Source organism: Pseudomonas sp. H9, assembly GCF_004353925.1.
In the GTDB taxonomy this organism is placed as follows: domain Bacteria; phylum Pseudomonadota; class Gammaproteobacteria; order Pseudomonadales; family Pseudomonadaceae; genus Aquipseudomonas.
Map to the genome: position 1 here is coordinate 37,939 of NZ_SMOK01000047.1, position 23,585 is coordinate 61,523.

General features: G+C 60.8%; 17 protein-coding genes and 1 other RNA gene. 7 read left to right on the plus strand and 11 right to left on the minus strand.

From position 1 onward, the window contains the following. The first annotated feature begins 105 nt into the window (after window positions 1-105). Both fnrA and E1573_RS24960 read left to right on the plus strand, forming a co-directional pair. Entirely contained in the window at window positions 106-840 is a 735-nt protein-coding gene (gene fnrA, locus E1573_RS24955; protein WP_133217213.1) for a Crp/Fnr family transcriptional regulator FnrA, read from the plus strand. A gap of 53 nt (window positions 841-893) precedes the next feature. Beyond that, a complete protein-coding gene (locus E1573_RS24960) occupies window positions 894-1,442 on the plus strand; it encodes an adenine phosphoribosyltransferase (protein ID WP_133217214.1) in 549 nt (182 codons plus the stop codon). A gap of 536 nt (window positions 1,443-1,978) precedes the next feature. On the opposite strand, the gene recR is transcribed toward E1573_RS24960, so the two are convergent. The 3 genes from recR to dnaX form a co-directional block, all read right to left on the minus strand. Then, window positions 1,979-2,581: a recombination mediator RecR gene (gene recR, locus E1573_RS24970; RefSeq protein WP_133217216.1), complete on the minus strand. Its 603-nt coding sequence runs from the start codon at window positions 2,579-2,581 to the stop codon at window positions 1,979-1,981. A gap of 96 nt (window positions 2,582-2,677) precedes the next feature. Beyond that, window positions 2,678-3,004 (minus strand): YbaB/EbfC family nucleoid-associated protein, encoded by a 327-nt coding sequence (locus E1573_RS24975; protein WP_075802553.1) that lies wholly within the window; start codon window positions 3,002-3,004, stop codon window positions 2,678-2,680. A gap of 63 nt (window positions 3,005-3,067) precedes the next feature. After that, window positions 3,068-5,113 (minus strand): DNA polymerase III subunit gamma/tau, encoded by a 2,046-nt coding sequence (gene dnaX / locus E1573_RS24980; protein WP_133217217.1) that lies wholly within the window; start codon window positions 5,111-5,113, stop codon window positions 3,068-3,070. A 130-nt stretch (window positions 5,114-5,243) separates the two neighbouring features. On the opposite strand from dnaX, the gene E1573_RS24985 reads away from it, so the two are divergent. Next, window positions 5,244-6,011 carry an ABC transporter substrate-binding protein gene (locus E1573_RS24985; protein WP_133217218.1) on the plus strand — a complete coding sequence of 256 codons (768 nt, stop codon included), beginning with the start codon at window positions 5,244-5,246 and terminating at the stop codon, window positions 6,009-6,011. Window positions 6,012-6,016: 5 nt separating this feature from the next. Here E1573_RS24985 and E1573_RS24990 read toward each other — a convergent pair whose 3' ends face one another. Both E1573_RS24990 and E1573_RS24995 read right to left on the minus strand, forming a co-directional pair. Beyond that, on the minus strand, window positions 6,017-7,978 hold the full coding sequence (locus E1573_RS24990) for a hypothetical protein (protein ID WP_133217219.1): 1,962 nt from the start codon (window positions 7,976-7,978) through the stop codon (window positions 6,017-6,019). Between the two features lie 46 nt (window positions 7,979-8,024). After that, on the minus strand, window positions 8,025-8,471 hold the full coding sequence (locus E1573_RS24995; protein WP_133217220.1) for a hypothetical protein: 447 nt from the start codon (window positions 8,469-8,471) through the stop codon (window positions 8,025-8,027). Window positions 8,472-8,706: 235 nt separating this feature from the next. Here E1573_RS24995 and E1573_RS25000 point away from each other — a divergent pair, with 235 nt between their 5' ends. Then, window positions 8,707-9,186, plus strand: coding sequence for a hypothetical protein (locus E1573_RS25000; protein WP_133217221.1), 480 nt, complete (start codon window positions 8,707-8,709; stop codon window positions 9,184-9,186). A gap of 224 nt (window positions 9,187-9,410) precedes the next feature. Here the strand turns inward: E1573_RS25000 and ffs are convergent. From ffs to E1573_RS25030, 6 genes are all read right to left on the minus strand, one after another. After that, window positions 9,411-9,507: signal recognition particle sRNA small type (ffs, locus tag E1573_RS25005), an RNA gene on the minus strand. Window positions 9,508-9,622: 115 nt separating this feature from the next. After that, window positions 9,623-10,783, minus strand: a complete 1,161-nt coding sequence (locus E1573_RS25010; RefSeq protein ID WP_133217222.1) for a putative zinc-binding metallopeptidase — start codon at window positions 10,781-10,783, stop codon at window positions 9,623-9,625. Between the two features lie 60 nt (window positions 10,784-10,843). Further along, window positions 10,844-13,198 (minus strand): NAD-dependent DNA ligase LigA, encoded by a 2,355-nt coding sequence (gene ligA, locus E1573_RS25015; RefSeq protein WP_133217223.1) that lies wholly within the window; start codon window positions 13,196-13,198, stop codon window positions 10,844-10,846. Between the two features lie 111 nt (window positions 13,199-13,309). After that, complete coding sequence (gene zipA / locus E1573_RS25020; protein ID WP_133217224.1) at window positions 13,310-14,188, minus strand: cell division protein ZipA; 879 nt, start codon at window positions 14,186-14,188, stop codon at window positions 13,310-13,312. 203 nt (window positions 14,189-14,391) lie between these two features. Further along, window positions 14,392-17,880 carry a chromosome segregation protein SMC gene (smc, locus tag E1573_RS25025; RefSeq protein ID WP_133217225.1) on the minus strand — a complete coding sequence of 1,163 codons (3,489 nt, stop codon included), beginning with the start codon at window positions 17,878-17,880 and terminating at the stop codon, window positions 14,392-14,394. Window positions 17,881-17,882: 2 nt separating this feature from the next. Further along, window positions 17,883-18,542 carry a GntR family transcriptional regulator gene (locus E1573_RS25030; RefSeq protein WP_133217226.1) on the minus strand — a complete coding sequence of 220 codons (660 nt, stop codon included), beginning with the start codon at window positions 18,540-18,542 and terminating at the stop codon, window positions 17,883-17,885. Window positions 18,543-18,813: 271 nt separating this feature from the next. On the opposite strand from E1573_RS25030, the gene xdhA reads away from it, so the two are divergent. The 3 genes from xdhA to xdhC all read left to right on the plus strand — a co-directional run bounded on the left by xdhA (window position 18,814) and on the right by xdhC (window position 23,585). Continuing rightward, window positions 18,814-20,268 (plus strand): xanthine dehydrogenase small subunit, encoded by a 1,455-nt coding sequence (gene xdhA, locus E1573_RS25035; protein ID WP_133217227.1) that lies wholly within the window; start codon window positions 18,814-18,816, stop codon window positions 20,266-20,268. Further along, complete coding sequence (gene xdhB / locus E1573_RS25040; protein ID WP_133217228.1) at window positions 20,261-22,657, plus strand: xanthine dehydrogenase molybdopterin binding subunit; 2,397 nt, start codon at window positions 20,261-20,263, stop codon at window positions 22,655-22,657. Before xdhA ends, xdhB begins: the two co-directional genes overlap by 8 nt. A gap of 82 nt (window positions 22,658-22,739) precedes the next feature. Then, window positions 22,740-23,585 carry a xanthine dehydrogenase accessory protein XdhC gene (gene xdhC, locus E1573_RS25045; RefSeq protein WP_133217229.1) on the plus strand — a complete coding sequence of 282 codons (846 nt, stop codon included), beginning with the start codon at window positions 22,740-22,742 and terminating at the stop codon, window positions 23,583-23,585.

The following is a 23,585-nucleotide window of genomic DNA, read 5'->3' on the forward strand; positions in this document are numbered from 1 at the left end:
GCCGCACCTCTACCAGCCCACCCTATCCGGACACGGGCTGGCCGAAACCCCATGCCCTGAGTTACCCTTACGGCTTATGTGTGCTTTCCAGCAAGGAATGAAGAAATGTCCGAGCCAGTTAAACTGCGCCCCCATAACCAGGCCCATTGCAAGGATTGCAGCCTGGCGCCTCTGTGCCTGCCATTGTCGTTGAACATGGAAGACATGGATGCACTGGATGAGATCGTCAAACGCGGGCGACCGCTGAAAAAAGGCGAGTTTCTGTTCCGCCAGGGTGACGACTTCGCTTCGGTCTACGCGGTGCGCTCCGGCGCTCTGAAAACCTTCAGCTTGAGCGACAGTGGTGAAGAGCAGATCACCGGTTTCCACCTGCCCAGCGAACTGGTCGGCCTGTCCGGCATGGACACCGAAACCTACCCGGTATCGGCCCAGGCTCAGGAAACTACGTCGGTCTGTGAAATCCCCTTCGAACGCCTTGATGAGCTGTCGGTACAACTGCCTCAACTGCGTCGCCAGCTGATGCGCGTCATGAGCCGCGAGATTCGAGATGACCAGCAGATGATGTTGCTGCTGTCGAAGAAAACCGCCGATGAGCGGATCGCCACCTTCTTGGTCAACCTGTCCGCGCGCTTCCGGGCTCGTGGCTATTCGGCCAACCAGTTCCGCCTGAGCATGTCGCGCAACGAAATCGGTAACTACCTGGGCCTGGCCGTGGAAACTGTTTCACGGGTTTTCACCCGCTTCCAGCAAAATGGCCTGATCGCCGCTGAAGGCAAGGAAATCCACATCCTTGACCCGATTCAGCTGTGTGCGCTGGCCGGCGGTGCGCTGGAGAGCTGAGGCCGCAGGATAAGGGTATACTGGCGGGCATTCGATTTCAGGATACCCGCCTCATGCACAGCGACGCCTTCGACCTCAAAGCCCTGATCCGCCCCGTACCGGACTTCCCGAAAGCCGGCGTGATCTTTCGCGATATCACGCCGTTGTTCCAGTCGCCCCGTGGCCTGCGCCACGTGGCTGACGCCTTCATCGAGCGTTATGTCGAGGCCGAGTTCAGCCACATCGGCGCCATGGACGCGCGCGGCTTTCTGATCGGCTCGATCATCGCCCACCAACTGAACAAACCACTGATCCTGTTCCGCAAGCAGGGCAAGCTGCCTGCCGATGTGCTCGCCGAAGGCTACCAGACCGAATACGGTGAAGCGTTCCTGGAAGTGCATGCCGACAGCCTGTGTGAAGGCGATTCGGTGCTGATTTTCGACGACCTGATCGCCACCGGCGGCACCTTGCTGGCAGCCACCAATCTGGTGCGGCGCATGGGGGCGCAGGTGTTCGAGGCGGCGGCGATTATCGACTTGCCGGAGCTCAGCGGCTCCCAGCGCCTGAATGCTGCAGGCGTTCCGACCTTCTGCCTGACTGAGTTCTCGCTGAGCGAGTACTGAGATTTGATCGCGGGGCAAGCCCGCTCCCACAGATTGTGGGAGCAGCTGTCTTGCAGGGCTTTGCCCGAAGTGACCATCGATCTTGAAGCCAGCTCCCGGTGGGAGCTGGCTTGCCCTGCGATCTGGCGCGAAGCGGCAGCAATTCAGTCGCCTCGGTATGTCAGTTGCCTTGCAAGCAGCTGTGTTTACGGCCGCTGCGCAGCCGATCGCGGGTCAAGGCCCGCTCCCACCGTGTCTACCCTGCTGCTAGCGAAGCACATTCAAGCCAGCTGCTCTCGCCAAGGCGCTCCACTTTTGAGCAGCGCACTGTAGCGCGCGCTGAAATCCTGGTTGTGCCGGATTACCACCCAGCAGGCTATGTACAGCACTCGCCTCACCTTCGACCGTCCACCCCAGCTCTGGCAAAAGCGCAACGGTGAATGGCAGTTTGTGCTCCCACACGTGCTCTAGGCACCTCGGGCTATCAACTTGCCATTCACCGTTCTCACTCCAGATTCTGTTCCTTCCTCAAGACACAAGCGGGCTTGCCCCGCGAATTACAACGAAATCGGCTTACGTCCGGCAAACGAATGCGCCAGCGTCCCGCCGTCCACCAGTTCCAGCTCGCCCCCCAGCGGCACACCATGGGCAATGCGCGAAGCCACCAGGCCTTTGTCAGCCAGTAACTGCGCAATGTAATGGGCCGTCGCTTCACCTTCCACCGTCGGGTTGGTCGCCAGGATCACCTCGGCAAAGGTCCCCTGCTCTTCAATTCGCGCCATCAATTGCGGAATACCAATTGCCTCAGGCCCCAGGCCATCGAGCGGCGACAAATGCCCCTTGAGCACGAAGTAACGACCACGATAGCCGGTCTGCTCCACGGCATAGACGTCCATCGGCCCTTCGACCACGCACAGCAGCGTGTCATCACGGCGCGGATCGGCGCACTGTGGGCACAGCTCCTGCTCGGTCAGGGTTCGGCACTGGCGGCAATGGCCAACACCTTCCATGGCCTGGCTCAGCGCCTGCGCCAGGCGAGTACCGCCACTACGGTCGCGCTCAAGCAGTTGCAGGGCCATGCGCTGGGCGGTTTTCTGGCCAACGCCGGGCAAGGTGCGCAAGGCATCGATCAGTTGGCGGATCAGTGGGCTGAAGCTCATGGTCATTAGCCTGAAATTTCAAATAAGCGGGAAAAACGACGATGGGAGCAACGACCACACAGCCGCGCTCCCATCGCAGGTACTACAACAGATGACTTAGAACGGCATCTTGAAACCTGGTGGCAGTTGCATGCCAGCGGTCATACCGCCCATTTTCTCCTGGCTGCTCTGCTCAACCTTGCGCACGGCATCGTTGACGGCGGCAGCGATCAGGTCTTCCAGTACTTCTTTGTCTTCCTGCATCAGGCTGTCATCCAGGCTGATGCGCTTGACGTCGTGACGACCGGTCATCACCACGCTCACCAGACCGGCGCCGGATTGGCCGGTCACTTCGGCGTTGGCCAGCTCTTCCTGCATCTTGGCCATTTTTTCCTGCATCTGCTGGGCCTGCTTCATCAGGCCGGCCATGCCACCTTTCATCATGGGGATCACCTCAAATTTAGACTTACGGGGTGCGGCGAGGGCCGGGCCCTGGCCGCTTTGTGTTTATTCGCCCTGGGCTACCGGGGCATCTACAGGCTCAATGGTATCGTGTCGAACCATGGCGCCAAACTGCTTGATCATCTGCTGGATGAGCGGATCTGCCTCAATCGACGCTTCCGCTTCGCCCTGGCGCTCAGCACGCTTGCGGGCTGCCGCCTGAGCCGGGGTTTCCTGCTCCGGGCGGATCAATTCAATGGACAATTTGAGCGTGCGACCGAAGTGCTGGTTCAACGCATCGTTCAAACGTCGCTGCTGGGTGGCATTGAACAGGGCACTGTGGGCCGGGTCCAGGTGCAGCAGCCAGTCATCGCCGTCAGCGGCGATCAGCGTACAGTTGGCGGCGATACTGCCGGTCATCCCGGAGATCGGCAACTGCGGGAATAATTCCAGCCATTGCAAAGCCAGCCCGGTAGCCGGCTTGGCTGCCGGCAAAGGCTCCGGCGCCAGCACCGGTGCATCCTCGTGCACATGCTCGATTGCCAGTTCGTCCAGATAACTGTAGCTGGCCGGATCCATTTCCGGCTCGTAGTAATCTTCGTCCAGCGGCGGCTCGTCGTCGCGCTCCATGCCCGCCGGGCTGTAACCGATCGAGTCATCGTAGGGCGGCGCTTCTGGTTGCACCGCTTGAACCGGCGCCGGAGCTGGTTGCGCTGCCACCGCGACGGGTTCAGGTTCGGGTTCGGGCGCCGGCTCAGCAGGCGCTGGGACCGGGTCATTCCACGGCAGATCAACCACCGGCTCCTCTGCCTTGACCTCCACCGCTACCTCGACCGCCGCTGGTTCAGGCTCAGCAACGGGCTCGGGCTTAGGCTCGGGTGCAGGCACAACAGCTACGGGCTCGACCTTCGGCGCAGCCGCCACGGCTGGCGCAGCGACATTCGCTGCTGCCACCGCTCTCGCCGAATCAGCTGTGGCCTGGCTGATCCCCACCGACTTTAGTACCGGCGTCGGTGCGTCATCGGTATCGGCCGGACGGAACGCCAGCATGCGCAGCAAGACCATTTCGAAGCCGCCACGCGGATCGGGTGCCAATGGCAGGTCGCGGCGACCGATCAAGCCCATCTGGTAGTAGAACTGCACGTCTTCGGCAGGCAACGCCTGAGCCAGCGCCAGCACCCGCTCACGATCGCCCTGGCCATTGTCCACGGCTTCAGGCAGGGCCTGAGCAATTGCCACGCGGTGCAGCACGTTGAGCATTTCTGCGAGCACGCCGCTCCAGTCCGGCCCTTGTTCGGCCAAGTGGCGCACCGCCTCAAGCAGGGCACGGGCGTCGCCTTCGAGCAGCGCCTGCAGCACGCCGTAAACCTGGCCATGATCAAGCGTACCGAGCATGGCACGCACGTCAGCGGCCAGGACCTTGCCCTCACCAAAGGCAATGGCCTGGTCGGTAAGGCTCATGGCATCGCGCATCGAACCATCGGCGGCACGGCCCAGCAGCCACAATGCATCGTCTTCAAACGGCACGTTCTCGGCACCCAGCACATGGCTCAAGTGCTCGACCACCCGCTCGGGGGTCATGTTCTTCAGGGAGAACTGCAGGCAGCGCGACAGAATGGTGGCAGGCAACTTCTGCGGGTCGGTGGTCGCCAGGATGAACTTGACGTAGGGCGGCGGCTCTTCCAGCGTCTTGAGCAAGGCGTTGAAGGAGTGACTGGAGAGCATGTGCACTTCGTCGATCAGGTAGACCTTGAAGCGCCCACGGCTCGGCGCGTACTGCACGTTGTCGAGCAGCTCACGGGTGTCTTCGACTTTGGTGCGGCTGGCGGCGTCGATCTCGATCAGGTCGACAAACCGGCCTTCATCGATTTCCCGGCACACCGAGCAGGTGCCACATGGCGTCGAGGTGATACCGGTTTCGCAGTTCAGGCATTTGGCGATGATCCGCGCGATGGTGGTCTTGCCCACACCGCGGGTGCCGGTGAACAGGTAGGCGTGATGCAAACGCTGGTTATCCAGGGCGTTGATCAATGCCTTGAGCACATGGGTCTGGCCGACCATTTCGCGGAACGAGCGCGGACGCCATTTACGTGCAAGAACCTGATAACTCATCGAAAACCGTCAAATAGATAGACCAAAGACCGCTAATCCTAGCGGAGCAGGCCCGAAATTGCATCCGCTATACCGTCCAACCCTGTAAGCTTCGCTCGCCAGGATGCGAATGCTGCACAGGGAGAAGTCGATGCGTTGGTTGTTGAGTCTATTGATGCTGTACGTGGGCTACCTGCCCGCCAAGCAACCACCCTTGTTACGCGTTGCCCTTCTGGATAGCTGGGCCATGCCGCTGGCGCAGTTCGAGAACAACTACCCGGTCGAAGGCGCCCTGCCCGACCTGATGAACAGCCTGGCCAGCCAGCTGGGGATGCGCGCAGATTTTCACGTCCTGCCACGCTTGCGCCTGCAGTCAGCCATGGAGCGCGGCACCATCGATGTACGCTGCTTCGTGATACCCACCTGGGCCAACGACCCGTCGAACCAGTACACCTGGAGCCCGCCGTTGTTCCAACAGCGCGACTGGTTGGTAGCTCACGAGAAACCAAGCACGCCTGTCAATCTGGCCAGCCTGCCCCGTCAGACCATCGGCACAGTGCTGGGTTTTTACTACCCGGCCCTGCAGCCGCAGTTCGACAGCGGTTACTTTGACCGCGACGACGCCCGCAACCAACTGCAAGTGCTGCAAAAGCTACAAGCCAGGCGCAACCTCTACGCGGTCAGCAGCCAGTGGAGCCTGGACTGGTTCAACAGCCAGTTGCCGCCCGAGCAACGCCTTCACCCTCTGGTTATGCTTGAAGAGCAGGCGCTGGGCTGCATGGTGCGCAACGACCCGGCAGTTCCGACGCAGGCGATCCTGCGCACGCTGGCACGCATGAAGCAGAGTGGGGAAATCGAGCGAGCCTTTGCCCGCTACACCCAACCGGCCACCGCGCCGCTGATGGGGCACAACCCCTGACGTGATCAGTAGCCGTGCGACTCGCGGAATTTCTGCTGCTTGTGGAATTCGATCCAATCGACCACATCGTAAGGCAGGTAGAGCTGTTGCCGGGCACGTGACAGTGCGATGTACACCGCACAAATCCGCTCGTCGAAGGCGTAGGCATCCTTGAACATCACATTGGTCAGCAGCTCGGGCGTCAGCAGCACCCGGTCGAACTCCATCCCACCTGCTGTCTGCGCCCTCATCAACAAGCAGCTTTTACCGGGGGCGCCAAGCATGCGGTTCAGGTGGGTCAGGTCGGCCACTTTGAAGCCTTTCTCCAACACGTGCTCGACCCAGAGGAACGCCTCATCGAAGCGGTTGGCATCGCGCACCTGTTGCCAATCGGCCATCTCGCTGAAATACGCATGCGGCCCTTCTGCGCTGTGCTCGACACTGTAGAGACGGGGATTGAACAAGGCGATCGCGGTGGTCATGAAGCGCTCAAGATCCGCCTGTAGCGCTTTATCCGGGAAGCTGAACGGGCAATTGGCATCGTGCAGTTCGATCATCCATTTGATCGTGTCCCAGTGCGATGCGGTGAGTACTACGCAGCCCTCGGGCGGCACAAAGCCCTGTGGATAATGTTCGATAACAACGTCGGCATCACGCGCACCCTCGAAGGGCACCTTACCCTTCTCGGTGTGCTGGTCGATCAGTGGATTGACCAGGCGCTCGACATTACGGCCCGAGCGAACGGAATAGCTGACATCGCTCTGGCGTACCAGCCGTGAACGCTTGACCCGCTCGCCACTGGCTTGCTGATACTCGTCGCCAAGGGTAATCAACACCTGGCGACCGCGTTCGATGATCTGCAGCAGGGAGGCTGGAATGTCCTGGCTCTCATCGATCAGCACATGGGTATAGCGGCCAGGCACCACACAACCTGCCAGGCTGGCGCGTTTGATCATCAGCAACGCTTCAAACCCGGTGCGACTGCCCCAGGACGGATTGGCCTCAAGGTACGTCCACAGGCGGCTCGAATACTCCAGCAGCACCTTGGTATCCACAGCGCTCAGTGCCTGCTTGAAATGCGGCAGATGCTTGGCCGACAGGCTGTGATCACGGGAGCGGCAATAGCACTCGATCACCTCAAGACAGACATCAAGCGTCGCAGCCTCCTCATGGCCGCGAAAGCCAAGAATATTCAGCGTCTGCGCCACTGCCTGCTTGCTCGGCTGCCGGGCCTGGGCGCCTGCAGCTTGGGGTCGCCCGACTTGCATCAGCGCCCGTGCAAAGGCCATGAAGGTGCGCCCGACGTTGTCGTGGCCCGCACGCCCCATACGCTGACGCAGGGCCACCAGTTTTTCCGGCGTGCGCGCCAGCACCAGCGTTTTCTCCGGCGACAGGCACTCCAGCAACGTGCCTAGCAGGTGGCTCTTGCCAATGCCCGCATAGCCCTGCACATGCAGGTCTTCGTCCAGATTGGCGCGAAAGGTTCTGACCAGTTTGTCTTGCGCGGCGCTCAACCAGCGCTCACGGTGCCGGGGCGTGACCATCTGCTGACTGAACGGGTTGTTGCGCTGATGATGGCGAACCCGGTAACCCACATCCCACTGGCCACCCGGCAACAGGTAGTCACGTGCCGCCACTTCATCGGCCAGCAGAAAGCGTACGTTCAGACTTTTCAGTGCGTTGAGGCCGAAGTACAACTTGCGCGGGTCGAACAGCCGCTGCGCTTCCGACAGTAGCCCCACTGCTGCCGAATGCCGCCCCTCAACCGCCCAGGCAATCAGCCGAGCGAGAATTTTCTCGAGCGCATCGGCGTTCAGGTCTTGCTCTGCTGCTTGCGCCAGGTTCTGGACAACCAGCACCGCAGCCAGCTCGGGGTCAGACAGGCCACTCAGCGCCTGAACGCCGTCCGCCTCCAACAAACCAGCACAGGTTTGATCGGTGATTGGCAAAAACAGCGGGCTGGATAAATCAACATGTTCCGGATGCATACAACCTCACAGCCAGGGTAAACAGGTTCGGCCCTGGCCATACACTTCATTCAATTGAGGGAGCCTGGGGCGCCGGCTTGTCGCTAACGCCGAGCTCAAAATGATAACTGCCCAATGTGCCAGACATCCCGCCCGGGCACGTGCGGGCTTCGCCATCTTGTGCGTCGATCAGCCCTTGCAACTCATAAACGGCCATTTCCAGCAGCTTGCGCAAGTCTTCCGAGCTGTTCGCGGCCACCTGAAGCTGCAGAGCAAACCGAGCGGCCATTGGCGGCTGCCAATGTTCAGCCGTCACGACCTCAGGCTCCTCTGCTTTAGCCGCAACCCTCACCGCCGCCGCCAGAATTTGCGCATGCTCATCATCCATCAGGTCGAGCACCCGCGACAGCTCCAGGGTCTTTTCCGGATGCGACTGCATCTGGTCTTTGATGTCCAAACGACGGATCTGCCATTCGCGCAGCTTTTCTTTGGTCAGGTCGTCTATTTCGTCCACGTGGGTTATCTCTCGGGGCCTGGGGTTGAAGTATGCCAACTTCTGACGCCCCTGGCAGGACGGCAACATGCAGGAGCAGCTTCTGGCTGCATGAATGGCACAGTGCTACCATCCGATCGCCCTTTGGCACCTCACCCTCAAAAGGACTGATCGAGTGACTTACCTTCGCCTGCTTTTCGCTTCAGCAATCATTGCACTTGCTACAGGTTGTGCTTCGCCGGCTCAAATTTCCGGCATGTCAGTCACCACTGACCAAGCGACCGCAAACACCTACGACGCCAAACTGCAAAACAACGTCCAGCTTTCTGAAGTAAATGGCGGAGACAAAACCAACCCACTGTGGACATCGGAAATCGACGGCCCGGATTTCCGCGCAGCGCTGGAGCAATCGCTTGCCAACGCCAAATTGCTCGGCAGCACATCGGCCCCTTATGCACTGCGTGCCAACCTGCTGCGTGTCGATCAACCGATTTTCGGCCTGAACTTCGAAGTCACCAGCGAAGTTGAATACACCTTGACTGAGACCACCACCAACCAAGTCATCTTCCGGGAAATTATCCGTGCGCCTTACACGGCTGGCCTGGGTGACTCGGTGATTGGCATCAAACGCCTGCGTCTGGCCAATGAAGGGTCGGCACGGGCGAACATCACAACTATCCTTAAGCGCTTGAGCGACCTGAAAATCGAAGCCAAGCAGGTTTCGTTGATGAACTGAAGTTCGCCCTGATATCGCGCCTGACTAAACTCTGGCTCAAAGACTTTGTCTGCCAGGGTTTAGTTACTTTAAGACATTAGGCCACACAGGATTAGCTTGAAGTAGGCAGAGAATTCAACACGCAGAACTCAGCGCACCACTTAGGTGAACCTATACGCTGCCACGCTTCGAGATTTTTGACTGAGAACGCCTTGAGGATCCAAGGACTTGAAATTGGGTGGCGACCCCACCAGCCACACCCCGGCACTCGATGTTCCCGCTATGGCTGCTCCCTTCCGGGCCTGACCAGGTTAACGGGTAATCAATGCGGGGGGACCGATGGGGTCACCATAACGCAACTCATCTGGCGATGAGCCGCGCCATTGTACCGGCATCAAGTGAAGATACAACCTCTATTTCAAAAAAAACCATCAACACTCAATGACTTGGCGCTGCCCTACGCGGTTTCTTCAGGTGCTGGCGGTGGCGGCTGGGTGATGCACAGGTGGATGAAGTGCAGCTTGGCGACCACTGGTTGGCTGAGAACGAAGGGGTAGAAATCCGCCTGGCCCATGCTGCGCGACAGTTCGTTGAGCATGGCCGACAGTTCGACCCAGGCGTTGACGAATGCCAGGAAGCGCTCGCCTTGCGGGTCGTCAGGTTGGTAGAGGTCCTGGCGCTGGAACGGTGGATAGTCCAGGTCAAGGCTGCTGGCGTTCATGCCCAGGGCCAGGGCGGTGTCCAGGGCGTCGGTCATGTGCAGGTAGTGTGCCCAGCTTTCGGCCCAGTCTTCCCAAGGGTGCATGGTGGCGTAGGCACTGACGTGGCGCTGCGCCCAATCACTGGGGGCACCCTGCTGGTAGTGACGCTCCAGCGCCTCGGCGTAGCTTTGGCGTTCGTCGCCGAACAGTGCGCGAAACGCGCCCAGCCATGTCGACTCGGCGATCAGTTGATCCCAATAGTAATGCCCAACTTCATGGCGCAGGTGGCCGAGCAGGGTTCGGTACGGCTCGTGCAATTGCACACGCACGCGTTCGCGCCAGTCATCGTCGGCTTCACGCACATCGAGGGTGATCAAACCGTTGGCGTGGCCGGTGATCGGTGCGTTGCCGGCGAGGTCTACGCCGATGAAGTCGAAAGCCAGGCCTTGTGGGTGTGCTTCGCTTTTCGGTTCGACGGCAAGCCCCAGGTGCAGTAACTGAGCGGTCAAACGCCGCTTGGCGGTTTCCAGCTTGCGCCAGCGTGGCAGGTTTTGCGCAATTGACAGATCGGGGATGGTCCGGTTCAAGCGGCAGGCCAGGCACAGGCCATGGGGAGCGTCAGCCGCCAGCAGCCAGTTGCAGGCTGCCGGGGTATCGAGATTGGCGCACCGACGCAAGGCGCCCAGCTCTGGCTCACCATCGAGCAACCACAGACCTTCAGCAGCCCCAGGCGACAGGCTGGCCACCTGATTACCCTGCGGCCAGTAACCCAGCGCCGCCTGACAGGCCAGGCACTGGCTGTTGCGGAAAAACACCGACTGACCGCAGCGGCATTGCCAAACGCGGTCCGGGCGTTGTGTTCGACTGACAAAGGACGCCGCAATCCTGGCGCCCAGTTGCTCGAAAAAGCGATACATGGCGCTCCCTCCTGGCTGCTTGCCTAGACTAGACCATGTCTACCGCTGCGCGTTGTTGGATTAGACGCTGATGCCCTGCTCGCCGAGAAAACTCACAAAGGTATCTTCATCGAGCACCTTGAGGCCCAGCTCGTTGGCCTTGGCCAGCTTCGATCCGGCGCCCGGCCCTGCCACCACGCAATAGGTCTTGGCGGACACGGAACCGGCAACCTTGGCCCCCAGGCTTTCCAGTTTGTCTTTGGCCACATCGCGGCTCATGCGTTCCAAAGAGCCAGTCAGCACCCAGGTCTGACCCGCCAGCGGTAGGCCGGCAGCGACTTTCTTTTCGCTGGTCCAGTGCATGCCGAAGGCGCGCAATTGCGCTTCGATGGCCTGCGCCAGCGCCGCGTTTTCCGGCACCTGAAAGTAACTGCGCACCGCATCGGCCTGCTTGGCCGCCAGCGCCTGGCGCAGGTCGATACCATCGGCGGCGATGATCTTTTCCAGGCTGTCGAGCTTGGCCACCAGTTTTTCAGCACCGGTCGGCCCCACGGAAGGAATGTCCAGCTTGGCGATCAGCCCGGCCAGGGTGGTGCTGGCAGCGAATTCGGCGCCCAGCTCACCTTCGTCCTGAAGCTGCAAGCCATGTTCCAGAAGCTGGGCAATCACCGAGCGGTTGTGATCGTCTTCGAAGAAGCTGTGAATCTCGTGCGCCACTTCCAGGCCGATGTCCGGCAAGTAGGTGAGCACTTGTGGCAAAGCCTCCATAACGCGCTGCAATGAGCCCAGCGAGCGCGCCAGCACCTTGGCGGTCTCTTCGCCCACATCAGGAATACCCAGGGCATAGATAAATCGCGCAAGGCCCGGCTGCTTGCTGGCAGCAATGGCCGCCAACAGGTTTTTGCTCGACAGTTCGGCAAAACCTTCGAGGTCCACGACCTGCTCGAAGGTCAGCTGGTACAAGTCGGCCGGAGAGCGAATCAGCCCCTCATCGACCAGTTGCTCGACGCTTTTTTCGCCCAACCCTTCGATGTCCATTGCCCGACGCGAGACGTAGTGAATGATCGCCTGCTTGAGCTGGGCAGCACAGGCCAGACGACCGACGCAGCGGTACACCGCGCCCTCGCTGACGGTTTCCTTGCCTTTGCTGCGCTTGATCAACTGCGTGCGCTCGACGTGCGAGCCACACACCGGGCACTCGGTGGGAATATGCACCGGCCGGGCGTCGGCAGGCCGACGCTCGCTGACCACTTGCATGACCTGCGGAATCACATCGCCCGCACGACGGATGATCACCGTATCACCAATCATCAGCCCCAGACGCGCCACTTCGTCCATGTTGTGCAGGGTGGCATTGGATACAGTCACCCCCGCCACCTTCACAGGCTTCAGGCGCGCTACCGGGGTCACCGCACCGGTACGCCCGACCTGGAACTCAACGTCCAGTACTTCGGTGAGTTCTTCCATGGCCGGAAACTTGTGGGCAATGGCCCAGCGCGGTTCACGCGCGCGAAAGCCCAGCTCGCGCTGAGAGGCCAGGCTGTTGACCTTGAACACCACGCCATCGATCTCGTAAGGCAGGTCGTTACGCCGTGCGCCAATATCACGGTAGTACTCCAGACATTCAGCCACACCGGCAGCGTGGCGCAGTTCGCGGCTGATCGGCAGGCCCCAGGCCTTGAGTTGCTCCAGAGTACCGATGTGGGTGTCCGCCAGAGGCGCCGACACCTGACCGAGGCCATAGCAGCAGAACTCCAACGGGCGGCTGGCGGTGATTTTCGAGTCCAGTTGACGCAAGCTGCCGGCTGCCGCGTTGCGCGGGTTGGCGAAGGTTTTGCCGCCCGCCTCGATCTGCGCCTGGTTCAGGCGCTCGAAGCCAGCCTTGGACATGTACACCTCACCGCGCACTTCAAGCACTGCAGGCCAGCCCTCGCCCTGCAGCTTGAGCGGGATGTTGCGCACGGTGCGCACGTTGACGCTGATGTCTTCGCCCGTGGTGCCGTCACCGCGGGTGGCGCCTTGTACCAGTTGCCCGTCACGGTACAACAGGCTGACTGCCAGACCATCGAGTTTGGGCTCGCAGCTGTAATCCACCGACGCGCCATCACCGAACAGGTCGCCGGCTGGCAGGTCCAGGCCTTCAACCACGCGCCGATCGAATTCACGCAGGTCGTTTTCTTCGAAGGCGTTGCCCAGGCTCAGCATCGGCACTTCATGACGCACCTGGCTGAAGGCCGACAAGGCAGCGCCGCCCACGCGCTGGGTCGGCGAGTCTGCCGTCACCAGCTCGGGATGCTCGGCTTCCAGGGCCTTGAGCTCGTTGAACAGGCGGTCGTATTCGGCGTCCGGCACGCTGGGCTCATCGAGCACGTAGTAGCGATAGTTGTGCTGATCGAGTTCGGCGCGCAGTTCAAGGATTCGGGATTCGGCGGTCATTTGCGGATTCTCTTGCAAAGCAAAAGAGCAGCCGGGGCTGCTCTTGCGTGTTCGGGTCGGCGTTGAGGGAATCATCGCGGGGCAAGCCCGCTCCCACAGCCCGCGATGCGGTTAGCGCTTCTGAGTCAGCGCGCGGCGCTCGAACTCAACGATGCGCTGACGGTAGTGTTCAATGGTTTGTGCAGTCATGACGCTGCGCTGGTCATCTTTGAGCTCGCCATTGAGTTCATGGGCAAGCTTGCGCGCAGCAGCCACCATGACATCAAAGGCCTGCTTCGGATGACGCGGCCCTGGCAAGCCAAGGAAGAAGCTCACGGCACGGGTGCTGAAGTGGTCGATGTCGTCCAGATCGAACACGCCCGGTTTGACGGCGTTGGCCATCGAGAACAGCACTTCGCCATTACCGGCCATGCTTTCGTGGCGGTGGAAAATATCCATCTCACCGAAACGCAGGCCGCTCTCAAGGATGTTCTGCAGCAGGGCCGGGCCTTTGAAGCCGCCTTCGTCACGGGAAATCACGCTGATCACCAGGACTTCTTCTACCGGCGGCAGGTCACGGCTCTCGGCACCGTTGAAGGCGTTGCCATTGGCACGGGTTTCATCGGGGAAGTCTTCTTCAACGCTAGCAAACAGATCAGGCTCACGCTCACGTGGCTCGGCCGCCAGGTTCAAGTCGCCTTGCTGCGGCTCATTACCCCGCTTGCGCTTGCCAGCTTTGGGCTTGCTGCTACTGCTGTCACGCTCACGCGCGGCACTCAGCGACGGCAGGTCGTGCTCGTCCAGCTCGGGCTCTTTGTGGGTATCCAATACCCGCGACGGACCGATCAGTTCGGGGCTGCTGTCGTCGTCCGGGGCATTGGAGAAGCTGCGATCCAGGCGGAACTTCAGCTTGCCCTTGCCACCGCGCATACGACGCCAGCCGTCGAAAAGAATACCGGCAATGACAATAATGCCGATGACGATCAGCCACTCGCGCAGACCGATTTCCATGTAATCCTGTGCCTCTGTAAAAAATGCTGAAAAATAAAGGGTTTAAACCCCTTTAAAACGTGGCGCCAACTCTATGTTCTGACAGGCGTTTTACCCACGCGAAAAATAAGTGACATAAAGCTAGCACGACCAAAGATAACTTTACACCGTCTGTCGCAACTGACAGGGGCATTTACCGCAGGTTCACGCTTATTCGCCTCCATTCAAGCGTCGACCATGGCCATTGCCTCCTCCACATCCACGGCAACAAGACGCGAACACCCCGGTTCATGCATGGTAACCCCCATTAGCTGATCAGCCATCTCCATCGCGATCTTGTTGTGGGTGATATAGATGAACTGCACGGTTTCACTCATCTCCTTGACCAGCCGGGCGTAGCGTCCGACGTTGGCATCGTCCAGTGGCGCATCGACTTCATCGAGCATGCAGAACGGTGCCGGGTTCAATTTGAAAATGGCAAATACCAGGGCCAGTGCAGTCAGCGCCTTCTCTCCACCCGAGAGCAAATGGATGGTGCTGTTCTTCTTGCCCGGCGGCCTCGCCATAATCGTTACCCCTGTATCGAGTAAATCTTCGCCCGTCAGTTCCAGGTAAGCACTGCCGCCACCGAAAACTTTTGGGAAAAGTGCCTGTAATCCGGCATTTATCTGATCAAAGGTATCTTTGAAACGGTTGCGGGTCTCTTTGTCGATTTTGCGAATAACGTTTTCCAGGGTGTCCAGGGCTTCGACCAGGTCGGCATCCTGCGCATCCAGATAGCGCTTGCGCTCAGACTGCTGCTGATACTCGTCGATGGCTGCCAGGTTGATGGCACCCAGGCGCTGGATCCGGGCGTCGATGCGCTCCAGCTCCTGCTCGGCCTCCTGCTCGCTGGCCGCTTCGTTCAACGTGGCGAGCACGCCTTGCAGGTCATAACCATCGGCCAACAACTGTTCTTGCAGGGTTTTGCGCCGCACGCTCAGCCCCTGCCACTCCAGGCGGTGCTGCTCCAGCTGGCCGCGCAGCAGTTGCGCTTGCTGTTCGGCTTGCGTACGGCGTTTTTCTGCATCGCGCAACTCGCGGTCTGCTTCATCCATATGCAGGCGTGCCTGGCGCATCTCGTCGTCGACGCTCATGCGCTTTTCCAGCAACTCTTCAAGCTTGAGGCGCAGCTCTTCCAGTGGCGCTTCGCCCTCCTCCAGATTCAGGGTGAGCTGTTCACGTTTTTCAGTCAGGCGCTCGGATTGCAGCTCCAGGCGCTCCAGGGCCTGACGGGTGGAATCGTGCTGGGCTCGCAGCGAACCCAGACGCACCGCCAACTGATGGCCATGATCTTTGTGCTGACGCGCTTCCTGACGCACCCGGTCCAGGCGCTCACGCAAGCTATCGCGCTGGGCCAGCAGCACTTCGCGCTGCTCGGTGTCCTGAGCCATCACATCAAGGGCTTCTTGCAGCAACAAACGCGATTCGCCGAGGTGTTCGCTTTCCAGGCTGCGCTGCTCCAGCAGTTCGGCCAGTTCTTCTTCCAGACGCCGACGCCGCAGGTTCAGTTGCTCGGCTCGCGCTTTACCGGCGGACAAGCGTGCGTTGGCTTCGCTCTGCTGGCGTGTTTCGTCCTGAGCCCGGCGACGCAGCGCCTCGCGCTGCTGCTCCAGCACCTGCTGCTGTTCGCGCTGCTCTAGCAGTTGGGCGTCCAACAGGTCGAGGGCAGCCTCTTGTTCCTGACATTCAAGACCCAGGCGCTCCAGCTCCTGGCCACGGGCCAGCACTCCGCCCTGGGCATCACTGGCCCGATTGACCCGCAGAAAGTGCCGCCCCACCCAATAGCCATCACGGCTGACCAGGCTCTGGCCATCACTCAAGCGGCTGCGCTGAGCCAACGCTTGCTCCAGGCTGTCCACCGGCAACACTTGGCCCAACCAGGGGGCCAGGTCGACACGTCCTTCGACTTTGTCGAGCAAGCTGCCCGCTACGCGCACGCTTTCGGCACTTGCATCCAGCAAACGCAGATCGCCCTGGTTGAACGTCGCCAGGTCCAGGCCGTTGAAGTCATCCACCAACACCGCCTGCAGGTCGGCGCCCAACACGGTTTCGACCGCCAACTCCCATCCCGGCTCGACCCGCAGGCCTTCAGCCAGGCGCGGGCGCTGCTCCAGCCCCTGCTCGCGCAACCATTGCGCGGCACCATCGCCCGGATCGAGCGCGGCTTGCTGCAAGGCTTCAAGCGACGCCAAGCGCCCACCCAGGCGCTGCAGTTCGCCCTGGGTTTGTTGCTGCGCCTGAGTGGTCTGTTGCAACTGCTCGCGCAACGCCTCCAACTGTTCAACCGCCTGTTGCTCCTGCATCTGCAGGTCTTCGAGCACCAGTTCGCTGCTGGCCACTTGCTCGGCCAAAGCCAGAATCGCCAGGTCTTCAGGGTCGGCGCTGAGCTGGTCGCGCTCTTCTGTCAGCTTGCGCTGGCGCTCGGCGAGGCGCTCCAGGGCCTGCTCCAACTGCTGGATACGCGCTTGTTGCACTTCGGCCTGACGGCGCGGCTCGGCTGAGCGGGTGTTGAACGTATCCCACTGCTCTTGCCAGCCGTGCATGGTGCTTTCGGCGTCTTCCAGGGTGGCGGCGGACTCCTCGGCGGCGGCCAGTGTCATTTCCTGCTCAGGTTCGAGCATTTCCAGCTCTTCACCCAAGGTGGCCAGCAAGGTGCGGTCGTGCCCCAGGTGCGACTCGGTTTCCAGGCGCGCACGTTCGGCTTCTTTGAAGTCATCCTGAAGTTGGCGCAGGCGTTGCTGGCCATGCTGAATGCTTTGCTCGACCCGAGCGATATCGCCGCCAACCGAATAGAAGCGCCCCTGCACCTGCCCGAAGCGCTCAGACAGCTCGTGATGGCCATCACGCAACCGTTCGATACTGGCATCGGCATTGCGCTGCTCGGCTACCAGGGCCTCGAAGGCCACTTCCTGGTCACCGATCACCAGTTCGCGTTGCGTAACCTGCTGATCCAGGGCCTGCCACCGCAAGGCTGCCAGTTGCGCCTTGAGCTGACGCTCCTCGGCTTTATATTCCTTGTACTTCTCCGCCGCCTGGGCCTGGCGATGCAAGCGCTCCAACTGGCGCTCCAACTCTTCGCGCAGGTCGGTCAGACGCTCGAGGTTTTCGTGGGTGCGGCGAATGCGGTTCTCGGTCTCGCGCCGGCGCTCCTTGTACTTGGAGATCCCTGCCGCCTCTTCGATGAAGTTGCGCAGGTCTTCCGGCTTGGCTTCGATCAGCTTGGAGATCATTCCCTGCTCGATGATCGAATAACTGCGCGGGCCCAGGCCGGTACCGAGGAAAATGTCGGTAATGTCCCGACGCCGGCATTTGGTGCCGTTAAGGTAGTAAGTGTTCTGTGCGTCGCGGGTCACTTTGCGGCGGATAGAGATTTCCGCGTAGGCAGCATACTCACCGACCAGGGTGCTGTCGGAGTTGTCGAACACCAGCTCGATGCTGGCCTGGCTCACAGGTTTGCGGCTGGTCGAGCCGTTGAAGATGACGTCGGTCATCGACTCGCCACGCAGGTTTTTCGCCGAGCTTTCGCCCATTACCCAGCGCACCGCATCGATGATGTTGGACTTGCCGCAACCGTTGGGCCCCACCACCGCCGCCATGTTGCTGGGGAAGTTGACCGTGGTCGGGTCGACGAACGACTTGAACCCGGCCAGACGAATGCACTTGAGGCGCATGCTCAGGCAGTCGCCAGCGCCGCCAGCACCAGCTCACAGCTGCGCTGGCAGTATTCGGTCAACACCGTGCGGATGCGGACCATATCGCGCGCCACCACTGCCTCAAGCAGGTTGGCAAACAAGGCCAGGAAGTCGCTCATCTCGGCTTTGCGCTGGTCCAGTGCCAGGTAATAGGCACGGCTCATGGCCGGCTGCAGGTTTTCAACGGTTTCCTGCAGGTAAGGATTGTTGGCGAACGGATACGCGGCGCGCATCACGGCAAAGCTTTCTTCGACAAAGGCTTTGATGTCCTGGCGCGCCAGGGCGGCATTCAAGCGTTGCTGGATGGCCAGAAAAGGCAGCAGGTCAGACTCGACGCGCCAGTGCTGGGCAACCGCATTGCCGAGCAGGATGTACAGCTCGCCCATCAAGGTGCACAGGCTGCGCACCCCGTGGGCGTCGAGTTCGGTCACGTGGGCGCCACGGCGCGGCAGGATGGTGATCAGGTGTCGGCGTTCAAGGATCAGCAATGCTTCACGCACCGAGCCACGACTGACGTTCAAGGCCTGGGTAACCTTCTGTTCCTGGATGCGCTCAGCAGGCTTGAGCTCGCCGCGGATAATCCGTTCGGCCAGGTAGTGGGCAATTTGCTCGGAGAGGCTGTCCGGCGCCTTGAACGTCATGGTTTTCCTTCAAAATCATTGATCTGTACAGAGGGCGCAATTGTAGCGCACTTGCCCTTGCGCCGCGCAGGGGCCTAGGTGCGGAAGTTGGCACGAATGACGCAAAAGATTCGCCAGGCCCAGCGCCAACTATGCTCTATAGAGAAGCGCCTGAAGCAGGTGGGTTATGTTGCGTGAATTTTCCTGACCCAAAGGTCAGAAATTTGTTGACCTGAAAATCAAGTCTGCTTACAGTCCGCTCAACAACAATAAACCGCGTGTGAGGCCTTCCGTGATCCAGTTTCTACTCAACCAGGAGCTGCGCAGTGAGCATGCCCTGGATCCCAACCTGACAGTGCTGCAATACCTGCGCGAGCACTTGGGCAAGTCCGGTACCAAGGAAGGCTGCGCCAGCGGCGATTGCGGTGCCTGCACCGTAGTGGTCGGCGAACTGGCCGAAGACGACAACGGCCGCGAACACATTCGCTACCGCAGCCTGAACTCGTGCCTGACCTTTGTATCGTCATTGCACGGTAAGCAGTTGATTAGCGTCGAAGGGCTCAAGCACCAAGGCCAATTGCACAGCGTGCAGCAAGCCATGGCCGACTGTCACGGCTCGCAATGCGGGTTCTGTACCCCAGGCTTTGTCATGTCGCTGTTTGCCCTGCAAAAGAACAGCGATGCACCCGATCTGCACAAAGCTCAGGAAGCACTGGCTGGCAACCTCTGCCGCTGCACTGGCTACCGGCCGATTCTCGCCGCTGCTGAACAATCGTGCTGCAACGCCCAACCCGACCAGTTCGATAACAGCCAGGAACAGACGATCACCCGCCTTAAAGCCATTGCGCCCAGCGAAACCGGCGAGCTTAACAGCGGCGACAAACGTTGCCTGGTACCGCTGACCGTGGCCGATCTGGCTGATCTGTATGGCTCACACCCCGAAGCACGCCTGCTGGCAGGTGGCACCGATCTGGCACTGGAAGTGACCCAGTTCCACAAAACCCTGCCGGTGATGATCTACGTCGGCAACGTGGCCGAACTCAAGCGTATCGACAGCTTCGATGAGCACCTGGAAATCGGCGCTGCTACCCCATTGACCGACTGCTACGACGCCCTGAGCCGCGAATACCCGGACTTCGGCGAGCTGCTGCACCGCTTCGCTTCGCTGCAAATCCGCAATCAGGGCACCTTGGGCGGCAACATTGGCAACGCCTCGCCCATCGGCGACTCCCCGCCCCTGCTGATTGCTCTGGATGCGCAGATTGTTCTGCGCAAGGGCGAAAGCAGCCGTACCCTGGCCCTGGAAGACTATTTCATCGATTACCGGATCACTGCCCGCCAGGAAAGTGAGTTCATCGAGAAAATCATTGTGCCGCGGGCGCGCAATGCCTGGACGTTCCGCGCCTATAAAGTGTCCAAACGTCTGGACGACGACATTTCTGCCGTTTGCGCCGCCTTCAACCTCCAGATCGAGAACGGTGTAGTGCAGGCCGCGCGCATCGCCTTCGGGGGCATGGCAGCCATTCCGAAACGTGCCCGCGCCTGTGAAACCGCGCTGGTGGGCAAAGCCTGGAACCAGGCCAGCATCGAACGTGCCTGTCAGGCTCTGGCGGAAGATTTCACCCCGCTGTCGGACTTCCGCGCCAGCAAGGAATACCGCCTGCTCAGCGCACAAAACCTGCTGCGCAAATACTTCATCGAACTGCAAACGCCGCACATCGAGACTCGGGTGACCGCTTATGTCTAATCATCACGTCGCCAAAAGCCAGGCAGAAATGGCCGAGCTGTTCAGCCAGGACTTGACCACCGGTGTGGGTCGCAGCCTCAAGCACGACAGCGCCGACAAGCAGGTCAGCGGCGAAGCGCAGTACATCGACGACCGCCTGGAATTCCCCAACCAGCTGCACGTGTATGCGCGCATGTCCGATCGCGCTCATGCGCGGGTGCTGAAGATCGACACCAGCCCCTGCTACGCCTTCGAAGGTGTGCGCATTGCCATCACCCATGAAGACATTCCAGGCCTGAAGGACATCGGCCCGATCATGCCCGGCGACCCGCTGCTGGCGATCGACAAGGTCGAGTACGTTGGCCAGGCGGTGCTTGCCGTGGCCGCCCGCGACCTCGACACCGCCCGCCGCGCGGCGATGGCCGCGATCATTGAATACGAAGACCTGGAGCCGGTGCTGGATGTGGTCGAAGCCCTGCGCAAACGCCATTTCGTACTGGAAAGTCACACCCATAAACGCGGCGACTCGGCCACGGCCCTGGCGAGCGCGCCGCATCGCTTGCAAGGCACCCTGCACATCGGTGGTCAGGAGCACTTTTACCTGGAGACCCAAATCTCCTCGGTGATGCCTACCGAAGATGGCGGAATGATCGTGTACTGCTCAACCCAGAACCCGACTGAGGTGCAGAAGCTGGTGGCAGAGGTGCTCGACGTACCGATGAACAAGGTACAGGTCGACATGCGCCGCATGGGCGGTGGTTTTGGTGGCAAGGAAACCCAGGCCGCAAGCCCGGCCTGCCTGTGCGCGGTGATTGCCCGCCTGACCGGCCAGCCGACCAAGATGCGCCTGCCACGCGTTGAAGACATGCTGATGACCGGCAAACGTCATCCGTTCTACGTCGAGTATGACGTCGGCTTCGACGACAGCGGCCGCCTGCACGGTATCAACCTGGAACTGGCCGGCAACTGCGGCTACTCACCGGACCTGTCGGCGTCGATCGTCGACCGTGCGATGTTCCACTCAGACAACGCCTATTACCTGGGCGACGCCACGGTCAACGGCCATCGCTGCAAAACCAACACCGCATCGAACACCGCCTACCGCGGCTTCGGCGGCCCGCAGGGCATGGTCGCCATTGAAGAGGTGATGGACCACATCGCTCGCCACCTGGTACTCGACCCGCTGGCGGTGCGCAAGGCCAACTACTACGGCAAGACCGAGCGCAACGTCACCCATTACTACCAAACCGTCGAGCACAACATGCTCGAAGAAATGACCGCCGAGCTGGAAGCCAGCGCCGACTACCACGAACGTCGCGAGTCGATCCGCCGTTTCAACGCCCACAGCCCGATTCTCAAGAAAGGCCTGGCGCTGACCCCGGTGAAGTTCGGTATCTCCTTCACCGCCAGCTTCCTCAACCAGGCCGGTGCACTGGTACACGTCTACACCGACGGCAGCATTCACCTGAACCATGGCGGCACAGAGATGGGCCAGGGCCTGAACACCAAGGTGGCGCAGGTGGTGGCCGAAGTCTTCCAGGTGGATTTCCAGCGCGTGCAGATCACCGCGACCAACACCGAGAAAGTGCCCAACACCTCGCCGACGGCCGCTTCTTCCGGTGCCGACCTGAACGGCAAGGCGGCACAGAACGCTGCAGAGACCATCAAGAAACGCCTGGTGGAGTTCGCTGCACGGCAGTACAAAGTGACCGAAGAAGACGTCGAGTTCCGCAATAACCATGTGCGAATCCGTGACGAAATCATCAGCTTCGACATGCTCATCCAACAGGCCTACTTTGCCCAGGTTTCGCTGTCGAGCACCGGCTTCTACAAGACCCCGAAGATCTACTACGACCGCAGCCAGGCCCGTGGTCGCCCGTTCTATTATTTTGCCTTCGGTGCGGCTTGCACCGAGGTGATCGTCGACACCCTGACCGGCGAATACAAGATGCTGCGTACCGACATCCTGCATGACGTCGGTGCCTCACTGAACCCGGCCATCGACATCGGCCAGGTCGAAGGCGGCTACGTACAAGGCATGGGTTGGCTGACCACCGAGGAGCTGGTGTGGAACGCCAAGGGCAAACTGATGACCAACGGCCCGGCCAGCTACAAGATCCCGGCGGTGGCCGACATGCCAATCGATTTTCGCGTGAAGCTGGTGGAGAACCGCAAGAACCCGGAAGACACCGTGTTTCACTCCAAAGCCGTGGGTGAACCTCCGTTCATGCTGGGCATCGCTGCCTGGTGTGCAATCAAGGACGCGGTCGCCAGCCTCGCCGATTACCGCCTGCATCCGAAGATCGATGCACCGGCAACGCCTGAGCGGGTGCTGTGGGGGTGCGAGCAGATGCGCAAGGCGGTGGCGGCGCAACAGCTGGCTGCCGAAGTTGAGACAGTGACACCTTGAAGTGTCCATCGCGGGGCAAGCCCGCTCCCACAGAGACCCTGTAGGAGCGGGCTTGCCCCGCGATCAAAGAGGCAAGTGAACTATGCACACCTGGATCAACGCCCTCGCCGACCTGCAAGCCCGCGGTGAAGCCTGTGTACTGGTAACCATCATCGAGGAGCGCGGCTCGACGCCACGCAATGCCGGCTCGAAGATGGTGGTCAGCGCCGAGCAGTTGTTCGACACCATTGGTGGCGGGCACCTTGAATACAAAGCAATGAAAATCGCCCGCGAGATGCTTGCCGAACGCCGCGAGTCACCCCACCTGGAGCGCTTCAGCCTGGGCGCCAGCCTTGGCCAGTGCTGCGGCGGTGCCACTGTGCTGCTGTTCGAGCCGATGGGCCAGGTGCAGGCGCAAATCGCCGTGTTCGGCGCGGGCCATGTTGGCCGTGCTCTGGTACCCTTGCTCGCAGCGCTACCCTGCCGGGTGCGCTGGATTGATTCGCGCGAGCAGGAGTTTCCCGAGCAGATACCGGCCGGGGTCAGCAAGATTGTCAGCGAAGAGCCGGTCGATGAAGTCGACGACCTGCCCGCAGGCAGTTATTGCATCGTCATGACCCACAACCACCAGCTCGATCTGGAACTGACCGCCGCGATCCTCAAACGCAATGACTTCACCTGGTTCGGCCTGATTGGCTCGAAAACCAAGCGCGTCAAATTCGAACACCGCCTGCGTGAACGCGGCTACAGCGACGAGCGCTTGCAACGCATGCGCTGCCCGATGGGCCTGGCCGAAGTCAAAGGCAAGCTGCCGATTGAAATCGCCGTGTCCATTGCCGCCGAAATCATTGCCACCTACAACGCCAGCTTCGGCCAGCACGACAATGCTGCCAATGCCGGCCCCATTGCCCAATTGCTGCCGCCCTCGCGGCGCAGCCAAGCCCAATGA